Origin of the sequence: Halobacillus trueperi, from assembly GCF_003386945.1 — a bacterium.
Classification (GTDB): domain Bacteria; phylum Bacillota; class Bacilli; order Bacillales; family Halobacillaceae; genus Halobacillus; species Halobacillus aidingensis.
On the sequence record NZ_QUAE01000005.1, the window covers coordinates 1 to 19,021 of the forward strand.

Annotated in this window: 17 protein-coding genes; all 17 read left to right on the plus strand. The window is 42.2% G+C overall.

The features are described 5' to 3' along the window. The first annotated feature begins 316 nt into the window (after positions 1–316). The 17 genes from lepB to fliF all read left to right on the plus strand — a co-directional run bounded on the left by lepB (position 317) and on the right by fliF (position 19,015). On the plus strand, positions 317–865 hold the full coding sequence (lepB, locus tag DYE48_RS07925) for a signal peptidase I (protein ID WP_115823355.1): 549 nt from the start codon (positions 317–319) through the stop codon (positions 863–865). A 10-nt stretch (positions 866–875) separates the two neighbouring features. Next, entirely contained in the window at positions 876–1,721 is an 846-nt protein-coding gene (gene ylqF / locus DYE48_RS07930) for a ribosome biogenesis GTPase YlqF (protein ID WP_115823169.1), read from the plus strand. A gap of 246 nt (positions 1,722–1,967) precedes the next feature. Beyond that, entirely contained in the window at positions 1,968–2,732 is a 765-nt protein-coding gene (locus DYE48_RS07935) for a ribonuclease HII (RefSeq protein WP_115823170.1), read from the plus strand. Positions 2,733–2,750: 18 nt separating this feature from the next. Next, the gene (locus DYE48_RS07940; protein WP_115823171.1) at positions 2,751–4,607 is read left to right on the plus strand and encodes a hypothetical protein; all 1,857 of its coding nucleotides are present in this window, start codon (positions 2,751–2,753) and stop codon (positions 4,605–4,607) included. Beyond that, complete coding sequence (locus DYE48_RS07945; RefSeq protein ID WP_115823172.1) at positions 4,604–4,873, plus strand: EscU/YscU/HrcU family type III secretion system export apparatus switch protein; 270 nt, start codon at positions 4,604–4,606, stop codon at positions 4,871–4,873. The genes DYE48_RS07940 and DYE48_RS07945 overlap by 4 nt, the downstream gene beginning before the upstream one ends. 455 nt (positions 4,874–5,328) lie before the next feature. After that, positions 5,329–6,489 (plus strand): ADP-forming succinate--CoA ligase subunit beta, encoded by a 1,161-nt coding sequence (gene sucC, locus DYE48_RS07950; protein WP_115823173.1) that lies wholly within the window; start codon positions 5,329–5,331, stop codon positions 6,487–6,489. A 17-nt stretch (positions 6,490–6,506) separates the two neighbouring features. Next, on the plus strand, positions 6,507–7,409 hold the full coding sequence (gene sucD, locus DYE48_RS07955) for a succinate--CoA ligase subunit alpha (protein ID WP_115823174.1): 903 nt from the start codon (positions 6,507–6,509) through the stop codon (positions 7,407–7,409). A gap of 265 nt (positions 7,410–7,674) precedes the next feature. Beyond that, positions 7,675–8,358 (plus strand): DNA-processing protein DprA, encoded by a 684-nt coding sequence (gene dprA / locus DYE48_RS07960; protein ID WP_244199398.1) that lies wholly within the window; start codon positions 7,675–7,677, stop codon positions 8,356–8,358. A gap of 306 nt (positions 8,359–8,664) precedes the next feature. Next, a complete protein-coding gene (gene topA, locus DYE48_RS07965) occupies positions 8,665–10,740 on the plus strand; it encodes a type I DNA topoisomerase (protein WP_115823176.1) in 2,076 nt (691 codons plus the stop codon). 898 nt (positions 10,741–11,638) lie between these two features. Further along, positions 11,639–12,538: a tyrosine recombinase XerC gene (gene xerC, locus DYE48_RS07975; RefSeq protein ID WP_115823178.1), complete on the plus strand. Its 900-nt coding sequence runs from the start codon at positions 11,639–11,641 to the stop codon at positions 12,536–12,538. 5 nt (positions 12,539–12,543) lie between these two features. Further along, on the plus strand, positions 12,544–13,089 hold the full coding sequence (gene hslV / locus DYE48_RS07980) for an ATP-dependent protease subunit HslV (protein WP_115823356.1): 546 nt from the start codon (positions 12,544–12,546) through the stop codon (positions 13,087–13,089). A gap of 12 nt (positions 13,090–13,101) precedes the next feature. Next, on the plus strand, positions 13,102–14,499 hold the full coding sequence (hslU, locus tag DYE48_RS07985; protein WP_115823179.1) for an HslU--HslV peptidase ATPase subunit: 1,398 nt from the start codon (positions 13,102–13,104) through the stop codon (positions 14,497–14,499). 25 nt (positions 14,500–14,524) lie between these two features. Next, complete coding sequence (codY, locus tag DYE48_RS07990) at positions 14,525–15,304, plus strand: GTP-sensing pleiotropic transcriptional regulator CodY (RefSeq protein WP_089652423.1); 780 nt, start codon at positions 14,525–14,527, stop codon at positions 15,302–15,304. Positions 15,305–16,173: 869 nt separating this feature from the next. After that, positions 16,174–16,566 (plus strand): flagellar basal body rod protein FlgB, encoded by a 393-nt coding sequence (flgB, locus tag DYE48_RS07995; protein ID WP_115823180.1) that lies wholly within the window; start codon positions 16,174–16,176, stop codon positions 16,564–16,566. 3 nt (positions 16,567–16,569) lie between these two features. After that, positions 16,570–17,022: a flagellar basal body rod protein FlgC gene (flgC, locus tag DYE48_RS08000; protein WP_115823181.1), complete on the plus strand. Its 453-nt coding sequence runs from the start codon at positions 16,570–16,572 to the stop codon at positions 17,020–17,022. 17 nt (positions 17,023–17,039) lie between these two features. Further along, the gene (gene fliE, locus DYE48_RS08005) at positions 17,040–17,345 is read left to right on the plus strand and encodes a flagellar hook-basal body complex protein FliE (RefSeq protein WP_115823182.1); all 306 of its coding nucleotides are present in this window, start codon (positions 17,040–17,042) and stop codon (positions 17,343–17,345) included. 62 nt (positions 17,346–17,407) lie between these two features. Then, on the plus strand, positions 17,408–19,015 hold the full coding sequence (gene fliF, locus DYE48_RS08010) for a flagellar basal-body MS-ring/collar protein FliF (protein WP_115823183.1): 1,608 nt from the start codon (positions 17,408–17,410) through the stop codon (positions 19,013–19,015). The last annotated feature ends 6 nt before the right edge of the window (positions 19,016–19,021 follow it).

A 19,021-nucleotide genomic window follows, 5' to 3' on the forward strand; every position in this document is an offset into this window, starting at 1 on the left:
AGTGCATGGTGAGACCCCGCAGAGCGAAGCTCGAGGAGGCTCACCGCGCTCCCACGGAAAGCGAGTCATTCCCCGCAGCCCCATATCCACTCAACAATAGTCTCGAAACTGAGTCTTCAAGAAAAGGAAGCTTTACTGGAATAGAGGCTGGGGTTAAGAGTTTCATGATATGATTTGTAAGACACAGGTAAAATGTAAAACAAGTGAGCCGTTCAGCAGCAATTACACCATATGTGATGGAATGGTTGTATCTACAGCCGGTTATAGTATGGTTTTGCCGCTCCAGACTCCTTCATACAAGGAAGAGGGGATAATGATGAAACAACAATGGTTGGACTGGTTGAAAGCTTTTCTTATCGCCGGCGTATTGGCTGTGATCGTAAGAGTGTTTTTGTTTGCGCCCGTCGTAGTCGAAGGCCCTTCCATGTTGACCACCTTACATAGCGGGGATCATTTGATTGTAAGTAAGCTCAATTATAAAATTGGATCGCCGGATCGTTTTGATGTTGTTGTATTTCATGCAACAGAACGTAAAGACTATATCAAACGGGTGATTGGCCTCCCTGGTGATCACATTGCCTATGAAGATGATCAACTCTATGTGAATGGAGAACCCGTGGACGAGCCATTTCTTAATGAACGGAAACAGCAATTAAGCGGCAGTCGGCCCCTGACTAATGACTTCACGATGGAGAATTTACCAGGCGAATATGAAGAGGTGCCTGAAGGCCATTTGTTCGTACTTGGTGATAACCGTAACAACTCGACAGACAGCCGGATGCTTGGTGTGATTGATCAAGACCAGATGGTAGGAGAAGCGGTTGTTTCCTACTGGCCATTAAATCGCATCCAGCTTGTCAATTAGGAGGATCTACATGACCATTCAATGGTTTCCAGGCCACATGGCCAAAGCAAAAAGGGAAGTTGCAGAGAAGCTTAAACTCGTGGATTTCGTCATCGAACTTGTGGATGCACGTGCACCACTTTCTTCTCAAAACCCTATGCTGCATAACACATTACAAGAAAAGCCCAAAATGATGGTGCTGATGAAAAAAGATCTCGCTGATACAAAAATTACCAGTGAGTGGATTGAACACTTTAAAGAAAAAGGAATCCCAGCCGTTGCAATTGAAGCTAATCAAAAACAGGATGTGCTAAAAGTTGTCCAGCAGGCGAAAGAGTTAGGGAAAGAAAAAATGGACAAGCTCAAAGCGAAAGGCATCCGTCCCAGAGCTTCACGGGCCATGATCATAGGCATCCCTAATGTAGGTAAATCTACGTTAATAAATAGACTGGCCAACAAGAAAATGGCTAAAACAGGAGATAAACCTGGCGTCACAACGAAGCAACAATGGATCAAAGTGAAGAAAGAATTCGAATTGCTTGATACTCCTGGAATTCTATGGCCTAAATTCGAAGAAGAGGAAGTTGGCTATCGCCTAGCTGCGATCGGCACGATTAAAGATCAAATCCTTCCGAAAGAAGATGTAGCTGCTTATGTCCTTCACTTCCTTCATCAATCCTATCAGAATCGTCTTGAAGAGAGATTTGGTCTTGAAAATGTGGATGACATGATGGAGGCTTTTGAGTCCATCGGGAAAAAGCGTGGTTGTCTTGAAAGTGGAGGGCGCATTAATTTCGAAAAAGTCTCTGACATTATCTTGCAGGACTTACGGACAGGAAAGCTCGGAATGATTACCCTTGAACGTCCTGATTCATAAACCAAAGCGCAAAGAGGCCCTAGCCCCTTGCGCTTTCTTTATGAGGTTATTTCTGAAATGTAACTGCAGATCATCATAACGGGGGAATGTATGTGTCAGAAACAACAGACTGTTCTCAGCCCCTCATCTATACAATGGAAACACCTTTCAGATAAAAAAAGTTAAAGATAGATAAAACCAATAAACATTTGATTTTATAATGATGAAAAACGTCCGATATGATAAGAAATGGAGGGTTTAACTTTTATGACCCAATTGACTGTATCACAGGTTAAAGAAAGACTGAATGACGAGAAATTGACCGCTCATGAGTTAGCTGTGTTTAAAGAAGATTCGAGGAAAGGTGTGCAACAACTCATGAAGCGCTATGATAAGGAGATCCAGCAAAAGCAAGAGCTGAAAAAGCAGTATGAGATGATGATGACGTTTGAAGAAAATCTCTTCCGCCGTGGTTTTACCCAAGTAGCAGGAATCGACGAAGCAGGGCGAGGGCCGATTGCCGGCCCAGTCGTTGCCGGTGCTGTCGTTTTACCTCGTGATTATTACTTAGAAGGCCTGAATGACTCGAAGAAACTTTCTTTAAAAAGTCGTGAGGCCTACTTTGATCGGATCAAGGCAGATGCTGATTGGGGTGTAGGAATTGTCACAAATGAAGAGATCGATCAAATCAACATCTATCAAGCAACAAAACTTGCCATGAAGAGAGCCGTCGAAGGTCTTTCCGGCCAACCAGAACATTTACTGATCGATGCGATGGAATTGGACGCGATTCCAACTTCCCAAACAAAACTTATTAAAGGGGATGAGAGAAGTGTTTCGATCGCTGCTGCCAGTGTCATCGCCAAAGTGACAAGGGACCAAATGATGGCTGAACTAGATGAACAGTATCCGATGTATGAATTCCGCAGCAATCAGGGATATGGAACAAAGCCACATGTAGAAGCATTAAAAACTCACGGGCCTTCCCCGGTTCATAGAAAAACATTTGCCCCTGTGAAAGATTTGTTATAAGAAAGGGATGGAATAAAAATGAACCATTTGATCAACAGTCTTACACGTCTATCTACACATGCAGCCCTGCCTGTTGAACCCAAATCAGGCCAACTGATAAAAGGGAAAGTTATTCAATCTCTACAAGATAACAAAGTTGTGGTGAATATGGGTAAGAAAAGTGTGGAAGCCATAATAAATCAACCGTTGATCAAAGGTTCATCTTACTTATTCCAAGTAGAACAAGTTGAACCTGCTCTCGTATTACGGACTGTATCGCTTTCTGAAGCGCGTCCAGGCCAATTGGATCTCGCGTCGCTTTTAAAGCAGATAGGAGTAAAGGAAAACAAAGACAACCTCTCATTGATGAAGGCGATCGTTGATTTGAAGGTGCCATTACATAAGAAAGATTTAGCACAAGCGTTCAAATTGATTCAGTCCTCTGCTAATCAACCACTCGCACGCGAAATATTGATACATATGATAAGCAGGAAAATGCCCATTCAATCTTCCGTGTATTCGGCACTATCAGCGAAATATACGGAAGAATATTCTCAAGTTTTGTCAGAGGTTGAGCAACAATTGGGAAAGAAATCACTTTCTGCTTCTGATGAGAAAATTAAATCTATGGTCCAAACATTGCGAGCAGAACAAATTCCAAAATCTGAAAGTGTGACTCTTAACAAATTAAAATACGAGTTAATGAATGGATCTAGCTCTACTTTTGAGCTATTGAAGAAAGCGGTAATTATAGATGCTAAGCATACCTTATCATCGTTCCAGCAAAATTGGTCTTATCAGAATCCCACCATGGATCGTTTACCTTTCACTAAAGAACGAGTAGCTAGTTCTTTACAACAACTGTTACAAAATCAACTTCCGTTATCCCCATCAGAAAATCAAACGATCAAACAGTGGGTACATACATCGGAAAAACTCCTTTCTGTCTGGGCTCAACAACCTTCGATTACTGATTTCCACATGTTGTCTCAACAAACACGCAGACAATGGACTGAGACTTTTAGAAAAGTAGTGGCCCAAAATGTAATGAGACGTTTAACGCCACACTTACAGGAATCTACAAAGTTATTTATTGATAAAGCCGTCACTCTTTTAGGCCATGACAGGGGTGAAAGAAATTCTTTTTCAAGAACTGAATTCAGGTCTTTTCTGTCTGATATGCAAAATTTGATAGGTAAGCAGGTTTCTATAGAACAACACAAGCTCCTCGTTCATTCGCTGCAGTCATTGAGTCAAAACATCACGCTCTCTGACAAAGATAGGATGTGGCTCCAAATGAAAGCGATGATGAGTCGAATAGGATTCAATGATGAACATGTTCTTGCCAAAGCCTTTCAACAGACAGAGGCACCTGTACAGACAGAAAGTTCATTAAAAACGTTGCTATTAAAAGGGTTAAGTGAAGGTTCAGAAGTAAAAGCAGAAACGGCAAATCGGCTGATAAACCTGATTAACGGGACACAACTCGCTTCGTACTCGGATAACCCCCAAACCCTGCAAATAACACTTCAATTTCCTGGTGATTTCATTGGAGCTTTGAAGGATGTACATATGAACATGGAAGGGCGAAAAAATGACGATGGCCAAATTGACTCTGACTACTGTCATGTAATGTTCTACTTACACCTTTCTCAGCTTGAGGAAACCATTATAGACCTCCATATCGTTGAGCGACGTGTATCGGTAGTCGTATATAATGAAAACCCAGAGCTTGAAAAGCTTTTCAAACCGTATCAAAAGAAATTAGAAGAGGGTTTAGAAATTGCTGGATATGAATTGAACTCTCTTAGGGCACGCGTCACGAGTGAAGTTTCAAAAAGCTCTGACTCTAACAAACAAGAGGAGGCGGAAGAAGGGGTGGATATCAGGATATGAATGAAAAAAGAAAAGAAGCCATTGCTTTGACCTATCAATCCGAAAAAGCAGCTGCTCCAGAGGTAGTGGCGAAAGGGCAGGGGGTCATAGCTGAAAATATTCTAAAAGCCGCAGAGGAGCACCAAATACCCGTACAAGAAGACGCCACCCTCGTCGAACTGCTCTCAGAGCTGAACATCAACGAACAAATCCCGGAAGATCTTTACCACGTCGTCGCTGAAGTTTTCGCCTTCATTTACAACGTTGACCAGCAACAAAAGAAATAGTGTGTCGAACAGGAACCCCCCAAGTAATCCTGCTTATCTAATTATCCAAGTATATGGCAGGATTTTTGAAGACTCGATTTCGAGACTTTTGTTGAGTGGACGGGGCTGCGGGGAATGACTCGCTTTCCGCGGAAGCACGGTGAGCCTCTTCAGGCTGACGCCTTGCGGGGGTCTCACCAAGCACTCTTTTCCCGCAGGAGTCTCGCCATTCCCCTCCGCTCCTGACGCATAATATGGAAAACGAACCCCGGTTATCTCGAATCTACGTCTTCCACAATAGGGAACGTTTGTGGAGGGAATGGAATAGAGGAAATTCGACATTTCAAATCTAGTTTACATAATAATATACCTGGTAATCTAGTGAATTTTTCGACAGATATCTAGCTTAGTATGGACAATTGATAGCGTTTTTTTATACAATGAACATGCAGTGAAATTTGATGGGAGGATGAAACATGAACATTCACGAGTATCAAGGAAAAGAAATCATGCGTGATTTTGGCGTATCGGTGCCAAATGGACACGTCGCATATACCGTAGATGAAGCTGTCGAAGCAGCGAAGAAATTAGGTAGCGATGTCACAGTTGTCAAGGCGCAGATCCACGCAGGTGGCCGCGGGAAAGCAGGCGGAGTCAAAATTGCTAAAAATCTTGACGAGGTGCGTACATACGCTGACGAAATACTAGGAAAAACACTTGTAACCCATCAGACTGGACCAGAAGGCAAAGAAGTAAAGCGCTTACTTATCGAAGAAGGTTGCGATATTAAGAGCGAATACTATGTCGGTCTTGTTCTCGATCGCGCGACAAGCCGTGTGACGATGATGGCATCTGAAGAAGGTGGTACGGAGATTGAGGAAGTCGCTGAAAAGACTCCTGAGAAAATCTTCAAAGAAGTCATCGATCCTGTAACAGGCCTCACACCATTCCAGGCGCGTCGACTTGCATTTAATATTAATATTCCGAAAGAATCTTTAGGAAAAGCGGTTAAGTTTATGCTTGGTCTTTATGACGTTTTTGTACAAAAGGATTGCTCTGTTGCAGAAATCAATCCACTCGTTACAACAGGTGACGGGGAAGTACTAGCGCTTGACTCCAAGTTGAACTTTGACGATAATGCCCTTTTCCGTCAAAAAGACATTGCTGAACTTCGTGATCTTGAAGAAGAAGATCCAAAAGAAGTAGAAGCATCCAAATATGATCTTAGTTACATCGCACTTGATGGAAACATCGGCTGTATGGTCAATGGTGCAGGTCTTGCGATGGCTACAATGGATACAATCAAACACTATAATGGAGATCCTGCCAACTTCCTGGATGTCGGGGGCGGAGCTACAACGGAAAAAGTAACCGAAGCTTTCAAAATCATCCTTTCTGATGAAAATGTAAAAGGTATCTTTGTTAACATTTTCGGAGGCATTATGAAGTGTGATGTCATCGCTGAAGGTGTGGTCGAAGCGACAAAACAAATCGGACTTACATTGCCGCTCGTTGTTCGTCTAGAAGGTACGAACGTAGATGCTGGGAAGAAAATTCTTGATGAATCAGGCTTGAACATCACTTCTGCAGATTCTATGGCAGAAGGCGCACAAAAAATCGTTGAACTAGTCAAGTAAGAAAGGCGGGGAATCAGATGAGTGTATATATTGATAAGAACACAAAAGTCATTGTTCAAGGTATTACAGGATCGACAGCACTTTTCCATACAAAACAGATGGTTGAGTATGGAACACAAATCGTGGGCGGTGTTACGCCGGGTAAAGGCGGCACCGAAGTTGAAGGAATTCCTGTATTTAATACAGTTGCAGAAGCTGTAGAGAAAACAGGAGCGAATGCTTCCGTCATTTACGTCCCTGCACCGTTTGCAGCGGATGCCATCATGGAAGCAACAGATGCAGAAATGGATCTTGCCATTTGCATTACCGAACATATCCCTGTATTGGATATGATTAAAGTAAAACGTTATATGGAAGGAAAGAAAACACGCCTCGTCGGACCAAACTGTCCTGGCGTCATCACACCTGATGAGTGTAAAATCGGAATCATGCCTGGCTACATCCATAAAAAAGGTCATGTAGGCGTCGTTTCCCGTTCTGGTACGCTGACATATGAAGCTGTTCACCAGCTTTCTGAAGCCGGAATTGGTCAATCCACAGCGGTCGGAATTGGTGGAGATCCTGTAAATGGGACCGATTTCATCGATGTATTGAAAGCATTCAATGAAGACCCTGATACAGAAGCTGTCATCATGATTGGTGAAATCGGCGGAACAGCCGAGGAGGAAGCAGCTGAATGGGTGAAAGCGAATATGAGCAAACCAGTTGTAGGCTTTATTGGCGGCCGTACAGCCCCTCCAGGGAAACGCATGGGCCATGCTGGTGCGATCATTTCCGGTGGTAAAGGTACTGCTGACGAAAAAATCCGTGTCATGAACGAATGTGGAATCCAAGTCGCTGAAACACCATCAGTTATGGGTGAAACATTGATTCAGGTTTTGAAAGACCAGGATCTTTTTGAAAAGTGTAAAACACACTAATTAAATGAAGAAAGAGGCCGTATCGATGCACAGGTACGGCCTCTAAACTATGGAAACGAGGTGCCTAATGAAAGACCGGAGAACACGTTTACTCCTCCTTCACGATTCCTCTCATATGACGAGGCCTCTACTTAGAAAATTACTTCAGATCGACCCTTCTTTATTGCACCCCTTTTCATGTACACCTGCACAGCTTTCTAAAAATGTTTCCATCCCACTTTCAAAAGCTCAATCCATCCTCCGACATATAACAGACCCTAATATAATGAAGAAACTCGACAAATATGATCAGAAATATACAATCATCACCCTGTTTGATTACACATACCCCGAGAATTTAAAAACGATTCCAGACCCTCCTTATGTCCTTTACACGGAAGGGGATGTATCTTTGTTCCATTCACCGCTTTCCATCAGTGTGATCGGCACTCGCAGACCATCCTCTTATGCATTTCCTGCTATGAAATCTGTTCTTATCCCACTTATCCAGTCAGGGTTTACTATTGTCAGTGGTATGGCTCAGGGTATTGATCAGCTTGCTCACACATTGGCAGCTGAATATAATGGAAAAACGATTGCTGTTCTCGGTTCGGGATTTCAGCATATTTATCCTAAGAACAACCCTTTACTATACCGCTCATTAACCGAAAACCATTTGGTGGTAAGTGAGTATCCTCCGGACTGTCCCCCGAAAAAATATCACTTCCCTGAGCGTAATCGACTGATTGCAGGATTAACTCCAAGTACTTTTGTCATCGAAGCTCGACTGAAAAGCGGAACATTGATCACAGTAGACCAGGCCTTAGAGCAAGGCAAAGATGTTTATGCACTCCCGGGACCTGCGGGGAGGGTAACGAGTGAAGGATGTCATAAAATGATCAATGAAGGCGCAAAATTAGTTCATACGTATCATGACATTTTGGAAGATTGGTTAGAAAAATTTGAATAATCCGTTACAAAGGTGTTACATTCAAGGGTGAGATTGGACCAATTTGAGACTTTTTTGAAAAATATATGTTTGACAAACGGTTTCATTGTATTTAATAATAGGGAAGATTTATTTTATAAAAAGCTGATTCAACCAAAAACATGGAAATATAACAACGTTAGTACGACTTTTTATCTTTGGACAGGACGGTTAAACCTCCTTTTCCATTAGATTTAGTTTTACAGCAAAAGGTAAATCAAAAAAACGAGAATATAAAAAGAGTGTATGAAACACAAAAGAGAAAACACCTCTATGGGAGGAACATATATGGCAGATTATCTGGTAATAGTAGAATCACCTGCAAAAGCAAAAACAATTGAACGATACCTTGGAAAAAAATACAAAGTGAAAGCATCCCTTGGACATGTGCGCGACTTGCCTAAGAGTCAAATGGGCGTGGATGTTGAAAATGAATTCAACCCCAAATATATAACCATCCGGGGAAAAGGCCCTGTCTTGAAAGAACTAAAAACAGCCGCCAAAAAGGCCAAGAAAGTTTATCTCGCAGCCGACCCCGACCGCGAAGGGGAAGCAATTGCCTGGCATTTGGCGCACAGTTTGGAAATTGATGATACTTCAGATTGTAGAGTTGTTTTCAATGAAATTACCAAAGAAGCAATTAAGGATTCATTTAAACAACCGAGATCGATTGATTCAGACCTGGTGGATGCTCAACAGGCTCGCCGTATTCTTGACCGACTTGTCGGATATAACATCAGCCCGATCCTTTGGAAGAAAGTCAAAAAAGGATTGAGTGCAGGCCGTGTTCAATCGGTTGCCGTCAAAATCATCATCGATCGTGAAAATGAGATCAAAAAATTCCAACCCGAAGAATATTGGACGATTGAAGCAGATTTCTTAAAAGATAAAGAGGCATTTGAAGGTTCCTTTTATGGTGTTGATGGCAAGAAGAAGGATTTGAAAAACCAGGATGATGTCGATCAAATCCAAAAGCGGATGAAAGGGAAAGATTTCTCTGTAGATAAAGTTAACAAAAGAGAAAGAAAAAGGAATCCTTCTCTTCCTTTCACCACTTCCTCACTTCAACAGGAAGCAGCACGTAAATTGAACTTCCGTGCGAAAAAAACGATGATGATTGCTCAACAGCTTTACGAAGGGATTGACCTTGGCGGAAAGCAAGGTACCACTGGTTTAATTACGTACATGCGTACGGATTCCACAAGGCTGTCGAATTCGGCAAAAGAGGATGCCAAGCAATACATCGAAGGTAATTTCGGTAAAGAGTTTCTTGGACAAAGTAAAGGATCCAAAAAGCAAGAAGGGGCACAAGACGCCCACGAGGCGATCAGGCCTACAGGGGCAGACCGTGATCCAAAAGCAATGAAGAGCATTTTATCCCGTGATCAGTATCGTCTCTATAAGTTGATTTGGGACAGGTTCATTGCCAGCCAAATGGCTCCAGCAGTTTTGGATACGATGACCGTCCACCTTTACAATGAAGGAGTAGAATTCAGAGCTACAGGTTCTGAAGTGAAATTCAAAGGGTTTATGAAAGTATATATAGAAGGTCGGGATGATAACAAAAAAGAGAAAGACAAACTTCTGCCCCACCTTGAAGAAGGCATGACCGTAAAAGCGGAAGAAATCAAACCGAATCAGCACTTTACACAGCCTCCTCCACGCTACACGGAAGCCCGTCTTGTTAAGACACTTGAGGAGCTCGGAATCGGACGTCCTTCCACTTACGCACCAACCCTGGATACCATTCAGCGCCGTGGTTATGTCTCCCTGGATAATAAGCGTTTTATTCCAACGGAGCTTGGAGAAATCGTCCTTGAACAACTGAGAGAATACTTCCCGGAAATCATCGATGTCGACTTTACGAAGGGCATGGAAGATGACCTTGATGCCATTGAGGATGGAAAAGAGGACTGGGTGAACATCATCAGCCATTTCTATGAGGGTTTTCAGCCTCGCTTAGAGAAAGCAGAAAAAGAAATGGAAGAAATTGAAATTAAAGATGAACCTGCGGGGATTGATTGCGAGAAGTGTGGGCATGAAATGGTTTATAAGATGGGTAGATACGGAAAGTTTCTTGCCTGCTCAAATTTCCCTGACTGTCGTAATACAAAACCAATTCTTAAGAAAGTCGGCGTCACTTGTCCAAAATGTAAAGATGGAGAAGTGGTCGAACGCAAAAGTAAGAAAAACCGCAAGTTCTTTGGGTGTGAAAACTACCCAGAGTGTGACTTCATATCCTGGGATAAGCCGATCAACAGACCTTGTCCGAAATGTGAATCTCTGCTTGTTGAGAAGAAGTCGAAGAAGGGGACACAGATTCAGTGTACCGAATGTGACTATAAAGAAGAACCTCAATCATGATCTAGTTATAAAACCAAGAGTCTATGACTATCCTTTTAGTTGTAGACTCTTTTTCTTATTGGCTTTATTCAATATTGGAATGATCATTAGTTATTAAAGTATACGGCAGGATTGTTGAAAGTTTGATTTCGTGATAACCAGGGTTCGTTGCTGTAATAACAGTCAGGGGTGGCTGGGAAGCTACTCGCTTTCCTGTGGGGGAGCGCCGAGCTTCCTCGGACTGCGTCCTGCGGGATCTCGCCTATCTCCTTCTCCCACGGGAGTCTCGTAGCTTTCCAACCACCCCATTCGATGTAGGTGAGAAACGAACCCCACACAATAGGAGCATCTTCCAAAACAACAGCTTTCTAGTTGAAAAGGGCTCTATAGCAAGCTTAAGAATACAAATGCTAATGGTTTATGAGTGAATCCACCAACTTCTATTACGCTTGAAAGCTGCTTATTTGGGGAGTAGTTTCGAGACACTTATATGGTAAAGGGGCGGAGGGAAACGGTGAGACTCCTATGGGACGTGTGGGACAGGTGAGACCCCGCAGAGCGAAGCTCGAGGAGGCTCACCGCCCGCCCCATGGAAAGCGAACTGTTTCCCGGAGCCCCTATACTTCAACAAAACATCTCGAAACTGAGTCTTGCAGAATAGGGAGCGTTTGTGAAAATGAACGATGAGTTTTACGGGTGTGTTATTTTTTGATTGACAGCTATATTGTGGGGCGCTATAATTACGCTTTGGTAAGTATACATACTTGACACATATTCATCCTAAAGTACGATTTCTTTAAATACTTGATACATTAGAGTTGGAAACAATTCAGAATTTTGTTACATTTTTATTAAATGCATTGTTATGTCAATAAGTGTTGTGATAAAATTTAGACGCCTTTGAGAGGTGGATGGAATTATGCAGTCTTACAAAGAGCTTTTTATGGAATACCTTCAAATTGAAAAAAACGCTTCACCTCTTACATTAAAGCATTACGGAAGGGATTTAGATGAGTTTGAGTCCTTTCTCACATCAGAGGGATTGACGATTCATGAATGTGAATACCCTGTGATCCGCATCTTTTTATCAAGGCAATATGAAGCACAGTACTCAAGAAGGACAGTTTCCAGGAAAATATCAAGTTTGAGAAGCTATTTCCGTTTTTTAGAACGAGAGGAAATTGTCGTTCAGAATCCATTTTTGAATGTGGTATTGCCAAAGAAGGAAAGCCCCATTCCCAACTTCTTTTATGAAGAAGAGTTAGAGAAACTTTTCACAGTAAGTGATTTGCATACGCCCTTAGGACAGAGAAACCAGGCTCTTATCGAACTTCTCTATGGAACGGGTGTACGTGTCAGTGAATGTGTGAAAATGGAACTCCCAGATCTGGATTTTTCATTGAACACAGCTCTTGTTCATGGAAAAGGGAGTAAAGACCGCTATGTTCCTTACGGGCAGTTTGCTGCAAAAGCACTTCAGACATATATAAATGATGGCAGAAAGCAATTGGCTTCTAAGAAGAATGATTCGAGTAAACGATTGTTCTTAAATGCTAAAGGTGGGCCGCTGACAGCTGATGGAATCAGGCTTATTTTGAAAAAAATGGTGGAAAAAGCAGCGATGACGGTGGATATTCATCCCCATAAATTGAGACATTCGTTTGCTACCCACCTGCTGAACGAAGGAGCAGATTTGCGCTCAGTACAAGAATTATTAGGGCATGAACGATTGTCATCAACTCAGATTTATACGCACGTATCAAAGGATCGGTTGAAAAATGTATATATGAACAGTCATCCCCGAGCGAATAAGAGGTGAAAATGATGGAACAGCAATTTCATGCAACAACGATCTTTGCTGTCCAGCACAATGGAGAGTGTGCGATGAGCGGAGATGGGCAGGTAACTTTAGGCAATCAAGTGGTTATGAAACATAAGGCAAAGAAAGTTCGTCGACTATTCAATGATCAAGTATTAGCAGGTTTCGCTGGTTCTGTTGCCGATGCTTTTACTCTTTTTGAGAAGTTTGAAGGAAAATTGGAAAGCTATGACGGCAACTTGGCAAGAGCTTCCGTAGAACTTGCCAAAGAGTGGCGCAGTGATCGTGTTCTAAGGAAATTAGAAGCAATGTTGATTGTCATGGATAAAGAAAATATGTTTCTTGTATCGGGTACTGGGGAAGTAATAGAACCGGACGATGGTATTCTTGCCATCGGTTCAGGTGGAAACTTCGCTTTAAGTGCAGGGCGAGCTTTGAAACGTTATTCACCGGAACAATCTGCTTCTCAAATTGCTAGAGCAGCGCTTGAGGTTGCAGGGGAGATCTGCGTGTTTACAAATGATCAAATAATCCTGGAAGTTCTCGAATAAGGGGGACCATGAATGTCATTAAACTTGACTCCTAGACAAATTGTTGAAAAGCTCGATCAATATATCATTGGCCAGGAAAGCGCTAAGCGATCTGTAGCCATTGCTCTTCGTAACAGATATCGTCGCATGCAGCTGACGGATGATCTGAAAGATGAAATCGTACCGAAAAACATTTTGATGATGGGACCTACAGGGGTAGGGAAAACAGAAATTGCCCGTCGTTTAGCAAAATTAGTCGGGGCTCCTTTTGTTAAAGTGGAAGCCACGAAATTCACTGAAGTCGGTTACGTTGGTCGTGATGTTGAATCCATGGTTCGCGACTTAGTGGAAATGGCCGTGCGTATGGTGAAGGAAGAGAAAATGGAGGCTGTGAAAGACAGGGCAGAAGAGCAAGCAAACAAACGACTCGTAAAACTGCTTGTTCCTTCTAAGAAAAAACAGTCCAATAACTTCAAAAACCCATTTGAGATGATCTTTAATCAGGGCACTCAGCAGGAAGTGGATACTGATGAAAAGAGTGAAGAAGCGGAAATAGAGACAAAAAGAAGCCGTATTCGTCATCAATTGGATCTTGGTGAGTTGGAAGACCGGATGGTAACCATAGAAGTGGAAGAATCTCAATCTTCCATGTTTGATATGATGCAAGGATCCGGTATGGAACAAATGGGCATGAACATGCAGGATGCATTCAGTCAATTCATGCCGAAGAAGAAAAAGAAACGAAAACTTCCTGTTTCAGAAGCGCGAAAAGTACTAACACAGGAAGAAGCAGGTAAATTAGTGGATATGGACGAAGTGGGCCAGGATGCCGTAGCTAAAGTGGAACAGGCCGGTATGATCTTTATTGATGAAATTGATAAAGTGGCGGCGAAGGGTGACAACCAGGCGAATGTATCCCGTGAAGGTGTCCAAAGAGACATCCTTCCGATCGTCGAAGGCTCGACGGTCGTCACAAAATACGGACCTGTAGCGACTGATCATATTCTATTCGTTGCTGCCGGAGCTTTTCATATGGCGAAGCCTTCCGATTTGATTCCAGAACTGCAAGGAAGGTTTCCAATCCGCGTAGAGTTGAATAAACTCAGTGTTTCAGACTTCAAGAACATTTTAACAGAGCCTTCAAATGCTCTTTTGAAACAATATAAGGCATTACTTCAAATTGAAGGTATAAAGGTTGAATTTTCTGACGATGCTATTACTAGACTCGCAGAAATCGCTCATGAAGTAAATCAGGAAACAGATAACATCGGGGCTCGGAGGTTGCATACGATTTTAGAGAAACTGCTTGAGGATTTATCCTTTGAAGCTCCTGACGTAACGATGGAAACCATTGAGATCACACCACAGTATGTAGACAGCAAACTATCATCGATCGTAAAAAACAAAGATTTGAGTCGATTTATTCTATAGGGTGAACAACAAGGAGGAAATGAACATGAAACTACTAGACCGTGCACGTAAAATCAATGCAATGCTGCAAAAGACAACGGGCAAATCCGTGGACTTCAACGATATGTCCGCAACGATGCGAGATGTGATTGAGGCGAATACATTCGTCTTAAGCCGTCGAGGCAAGCTTTTGGGCTTTGCTATCAATCAAGAGATTGAGAATGAGCGAATGAAGGCGATGCTTTCTGAGCGTCAATTCCCAGAAGAGTACACACAAAACCTTTTCAACATTGAAGAAACAACACCAGATATTGATATCAATAGTGAATACACAGCATTCCCTGTTGAAAACCGTGAACTGTTTGAAAATGGTCTGACTACAATTGTTCCGATCATCGGTGGTGGCCAGCGTCTAGGTACGCTTATTTTGAGCCGTCTGAACAGCAACTTTAATGAAGATGATCTACTACTTGCTGAATACGGTGCTACCGTTGTAGGTATGGAAATCCTTCACGAGAAGACTGAAGAAATCGAACAGGAAGCTCGTAGTAAAGCTGTAGTTCAAATGGCGATCAGTTCCTTATCCTACAGTGAACTCGAAGCTATCGAGCACATTTTCGAAGAACTGGAAGGTAATGAAGGATTGCTTGTAGCAAGTAAAATCGCCGATCGTGTAGGCATCACGAGATCAGTCATTGTTAATGCACTGAGAAAGCTGGAAAGTGCAGGTGTGATCGAATCCCGTTCATTAGGAATGAAGGGAACGTATATCAAAGTATTGAATAATAATTTCTTACTGGAGCTTCAAAAACTCCGTACCAATTAATAAAAATCAAACCGCCACTTTGTACAAAGTGGCGGTTTTTTTATTCGTAAATTTAATTTCATTAGGGATGTTTGTGCTTTTCGTAGTTCCAGGTTAATTGTTATATAAATTATTGCTCCCGATTGTGGAGGACTCAGTTTCGAGATGTAAGTGAGGTGGGCCGTCGGGAGGTGACTCTCTTTCCGCGGGAGCGCATTGATCGTCCTCGGATTGGTACTGCAGGGGTCTCACCAAGCACTCTATTCCTACTATTTATCCGGTTCGTGGACCTTCACACTTATAGGAGTCTCCCCAACGCCCCTTGTTATAAAAAGATTCTCGAAAAGTTCTCCTAATAAGAAGAGATCTTATGAAAAGACCTACAAAGGACATGGTCGTTATATGATTGCCAGTCAATCTCGGCAGTTTCCTTTGAAGGGGATTTCGAGAACATTATATGGCAAAAGGGAGGAGACTCAGCGACTGCCCCATGGAAAGCGAAACTTTTCACGCAGCCCCTAAACTCACAATAATTCTTGAAATTGAGTCTTCCATAATCCAGCCATTTACTTTATTAACTAATAAGCAGCACCTTAATGTAACAAAGTGATTTTTTTAACAGATTTAACCTATTTTCACTATCTTCTGTCGTGTTTTAAAAATATCCATAATATATTCACTATTCGACAAAAAGTTATGTAATAATGTTCATTATGGGAAAGATTTCGACACATGGAAACAAAAACCAACTGGTAGTAAAATATCCCTGATTCTTTTGGGGTGTTTGTAATACTCTCGTAAAAAAGTAGCTTTTTGTATAGACACAAGTACGTGAATTTTTTTACAATTGTGTCTGTGAGTATGGAAAAATGTCGAATAGAGGTGGAGTTATGACTCTTTTCAGTAGCACTTTTACAAGTTTAGAGAATGCTTTGGACTACTCTTCAGCTAAAAACAGAGCGATCTCTAATAATATTGCCAATGTGGATACACCGGGATACAAAGCTAAAGGTGTCGCTTTTAAGGATGTTTTGGATCAAGAACATTCATTTCTTCAAGCTAAAAAAACAAATGAGCGGCATTTACCATTTACGAACGATGGTGGTGAACCGTATCGTACTTTTACAAAAACCAATACGGTATACAATCATAATGGAAATAATGTGGACATTGATAAGGAAATGAATGAACTGGCACAAAATCAAATTCAATATCAGGCCCTGGTTGACCGAATGAGTGGGAAGTTCCGAAGCCTGGAATCCGTAATCAGGGGAGGGAATTAACGGATGAGTATCTTTCATGCTATGAATAATAGCGCAAGCGCACTTACTGCTCAGCGCTTACGAATGGATGTGGCTTCATCGAATATGGCGAATGCAAACACAACAAGAGCCACAATAAATGAGAATGGGGATTGGCAGCCATATAGGCGCAAGATGGCCGTTTTTGAGCCGACTGAAAACAATTTCAAAAGTTTTTTACATAAAGCAGCCGCGGATTCCTCGCAAGGAAGTGGTGTGAAAGCAACAGAAATCATGGAAGATAATGAGCCATTTAAACTCGTTTTTAACCCAAATCATCCGGATGCCAACGAGGATGGTTATGTAGAACTGCCTAATGTCGATCCTTTAAAGGAAATGGTCGATATGATGAGCGCCACGCGTTCTTATGAGGCGAATGTGACGGCCGTCAATGCATCAAAAAGTATGCTAATGAAAGCTTTGGAAATCGGAAGATAAGGTAAGGAGAATCCAAAATGTCAAACCATCTAGTGAACACTATCCCCTTAAGCCAACCTTCTCAAATACAATGGAAGAAAAATGTTTCTCCTGGCGAAGCTCATGCTACATTTGCCAATCAGTTAAAAAGTGCAATTGCAGGGGTCAATGAAGCTCAAATTTTGTCTGATGATAAGACAAAGGCTCTTGCTCAAGGAGAAATCAATGATTTGCATGATGTAATGATCACTTCACAAAAGGCTAGCATTACTATGAAAACTGCTGTAGAAATGCAAAGTAAAGTCGTAGAAGCATATAAAGAAGTCATGCGTATGCAGGTGTGACACTACTATATTTAATTCGCACTAAACCATTCGCTTAGGTCGTGCTTTTTTTGGGGGCAACTATGAAAGAAAAAATAAAAAAATATCAAGAAAGACTGACAACCTTTTGGAAAGAGCGAAAAAAATCACAAAAGGGGTGGATGATCGGCGGAATGGCTGCCATCATTATTCTCCTTGTCCTGACAAGTGTTTTCGCCTCAAGTACGAAAATGGTTCCCTTATACAGAGATTTGACTTTACAGGAAATTGGTCAAATTAAGACGGAACTTGAAACAAGAGGGGTTACATATGAGCTTGATCAAGGAGGGGCTACCATCCTTGTTCCAGACACACAGGCAGAAGGCTTGCTCGTGGACCTCGCAGCCGCTGGACTGCCTAATAGTGGAACAATCGATTATGGTTTCTTCAGTGGAAATACTTCCTGGGGGATGACGGATAATGAGTTTGATGTCATCAAACTGGATGCGATGCAGACCGAACTTGCAAATTTAATGAAGGGCATCACAGGCATTCAGGATGCTCAAGTCATGATCAACATGCCGGAAGAGCAGATTTTTGTTTCTGAATCTGGGCAACCGGCCTCCGCCTCGATTGTGCTCAATGTCCAGCCTGGGTATCAAATAGAAAATGGACAAATCGAAGCTCTTTATAATTTAGCTTCAAAGTCTGTACCGAACCTGCCTAAAGATAATATCGTCATTATGGATCAAAATTTTAACTATTTTGACATAAATGATGCGCCGATGGGTGGCTCTGAAAATGCTTATACATATCAACAAAATGTAAAAAAAGACATTGAAAGAGACATAAAGCAACGTTTGCAACGCATGCTCGGAATGATGATCGGTCAGCAGAAAGTGATTGCTACCGTAACCGCAGACATCGATTTCACAAAAGAAAATCGCGTAGAGGAACTTGTAGAGCCGGTAGATCCTGAAACGATGGAAGGGCTGCCTGTTAGTGTAGAAAGAATCGAAGAGACCTATGAAGGCGGTGTGCCTGAAGGTGGGCCTGTAGGTACGGAAGAAGGGGACATTCCGGAATATCCTGCTGGCGCAGAAGGCGCTGGTGGCGATTACGAGATGAACCGGGAAACCATTAATAACGAGTTCAACAGAATTAAGAAGAATATTGAAGAAAGCCCGTATAAGGTAAGGGACTTAGGCATTCAAGTAGCAATCGATAATACCAAAGGCGTCGGACCGGAGGGTGAAATCGAATACCTGACTGCCGCAGAACAACAAACCGTACAAGAGAGCGTCCAGTCCATTGTGGATTCAATGATTACAACATCGATTAATGGCGAATACGGAGAAGTGAATACACAAGAAAAAGTATCGATCGTATTCCAGGAGTTCAACGGAGAACCAGAATTCCCTGATTCAGGTGAAGGTATTCCTCTTTGGGCTTACATTATAGGCGGTCTGCTCCTATTTACGATTATCGTCCTTCTCATCGTTCTTGCTCGCAGGAAGAAAACGAAGGAAGAGGATGAAGAAGCGTACATGATGTTTGAAGAAGAGGTTCCAGAAACTAAGCCTCGGGAAGTCCCTTCCATAGAAGAACGAGAAGATGATGGGACCCGTAAACGTAAACAATTAGAAAAAATGGCCAAAGAAAAACCGGAAGATTTTGCGAAATTATTGCGATCATGGATTGCGGAAGATTAAGGAGGT

Bases quoted from the DNA above. Each gene is read 5' to 3' on its own strand.
- dprA (WP_244199398.1), top strand. From the start codon at position 7,675: ATGAAGAAACTCGACAAATATGATCAGAAATATACAATCATCACCCTG.
- hslU (WP_115823179.1), top strand. From the start codon at position 13,102: ATGTCATTAAACTTGACTCCTAGACAAATTGTTGAAAAGCTCGATCAA.
- codY (WP_089652423.1), top strand. From the start codon at position 14,525: ATGAAACTACTAGACCGTGCACGTAAAATCAATGCAATGCTGCAAAAG.
- sucC (WP_115823173.1), top strand. From the start codon at position 5,329: ATGAACATTCACGAGTATCAAGGAAAAGAAATCATGCGTGATTTTGGC.
- DYE48_RS07940 (WP_115823171.1), top strand. From the start codon at position 2,751: ATGAACCATTTGATCAACAGTCTTACACGTCTATCTACACATGCAGCC.
- ylqF (WP_115823169.1), top strand. From the start codon at position 876: ATGACCATTCAATGGTTTCCAGGCCACATGGCCAAAGCAAAAAGGGAA.
- topA (WP_115823176.1), top strand. From the start codon at position 8,665: ATGGCAGATTATCTGGTAATAGTAGAATCACCTGCAAAAGCAAAAACA.
- DYE48_RS07945 (WP_115823172.1), top strand. From the start codon at position 4,604: ATGAATGAAAAAAGAAAAGAAGCCATTGCTTTGACCTATCAATCCGAA.
- flgB (WP_115823180.1), top strand. From the start codon at position 16,174: ATGACTCTTTTCAGTAGCACTTTTACAAGTTTAGAGAATGCTTTGGAC.
- flgC (WP_115823181.1), top strand. From the start codon at position 16,570: ATGAGTATCTTTCATGCTATGAATAATAGCGCAAGCGCACTTACTGCT.
- hslV (WP_115823356.1), top strand. From the start codon at position 12,544: ATGGAACAGCAATTTCATGCAACAACGATCTTTGCTGTCCAGCACAAT.
- fliF (WP_115823183.1), top strand. From the start codon at position 17,408: ATGAAAGAAAAAATAAAAAAATATCAAGAAAGACTGACAACCTTTTGG.
- xerC (WP_115823178.1), top strand. From the start codon at position 11,639: ATGCAGTCTTACAAAGAGCTTTTTATGGAATACCTTCAAATTGAAAAA.
- sucD (WP_115823174.1), top strand. From the start codon at position 6,507: ATGAGTGTATATATTGATAAGAACACAAAAGTCATTGTTCAAGGTATT.
- DYE48_RS07935 (WP_115823170.1), top strand. From the start codon at position 1,968: ATGACCCAATTGACTGTATCACAGGTTAAAGAAAGACTGAATGACGAG.
- fliE (WP_115823182.1), top strand. From the start codon at position 17,040: ATGTCAAACCATCTAGTGAACACTATCCCCTTAAGCCAACCTTCTCAA.
- lepB (WP_115823355.1), top strand. From the start codon at position 317: ATGAAACAACAATGGTTGGACTGGTTGAAAGCTTTTCTTATCGCCGGC.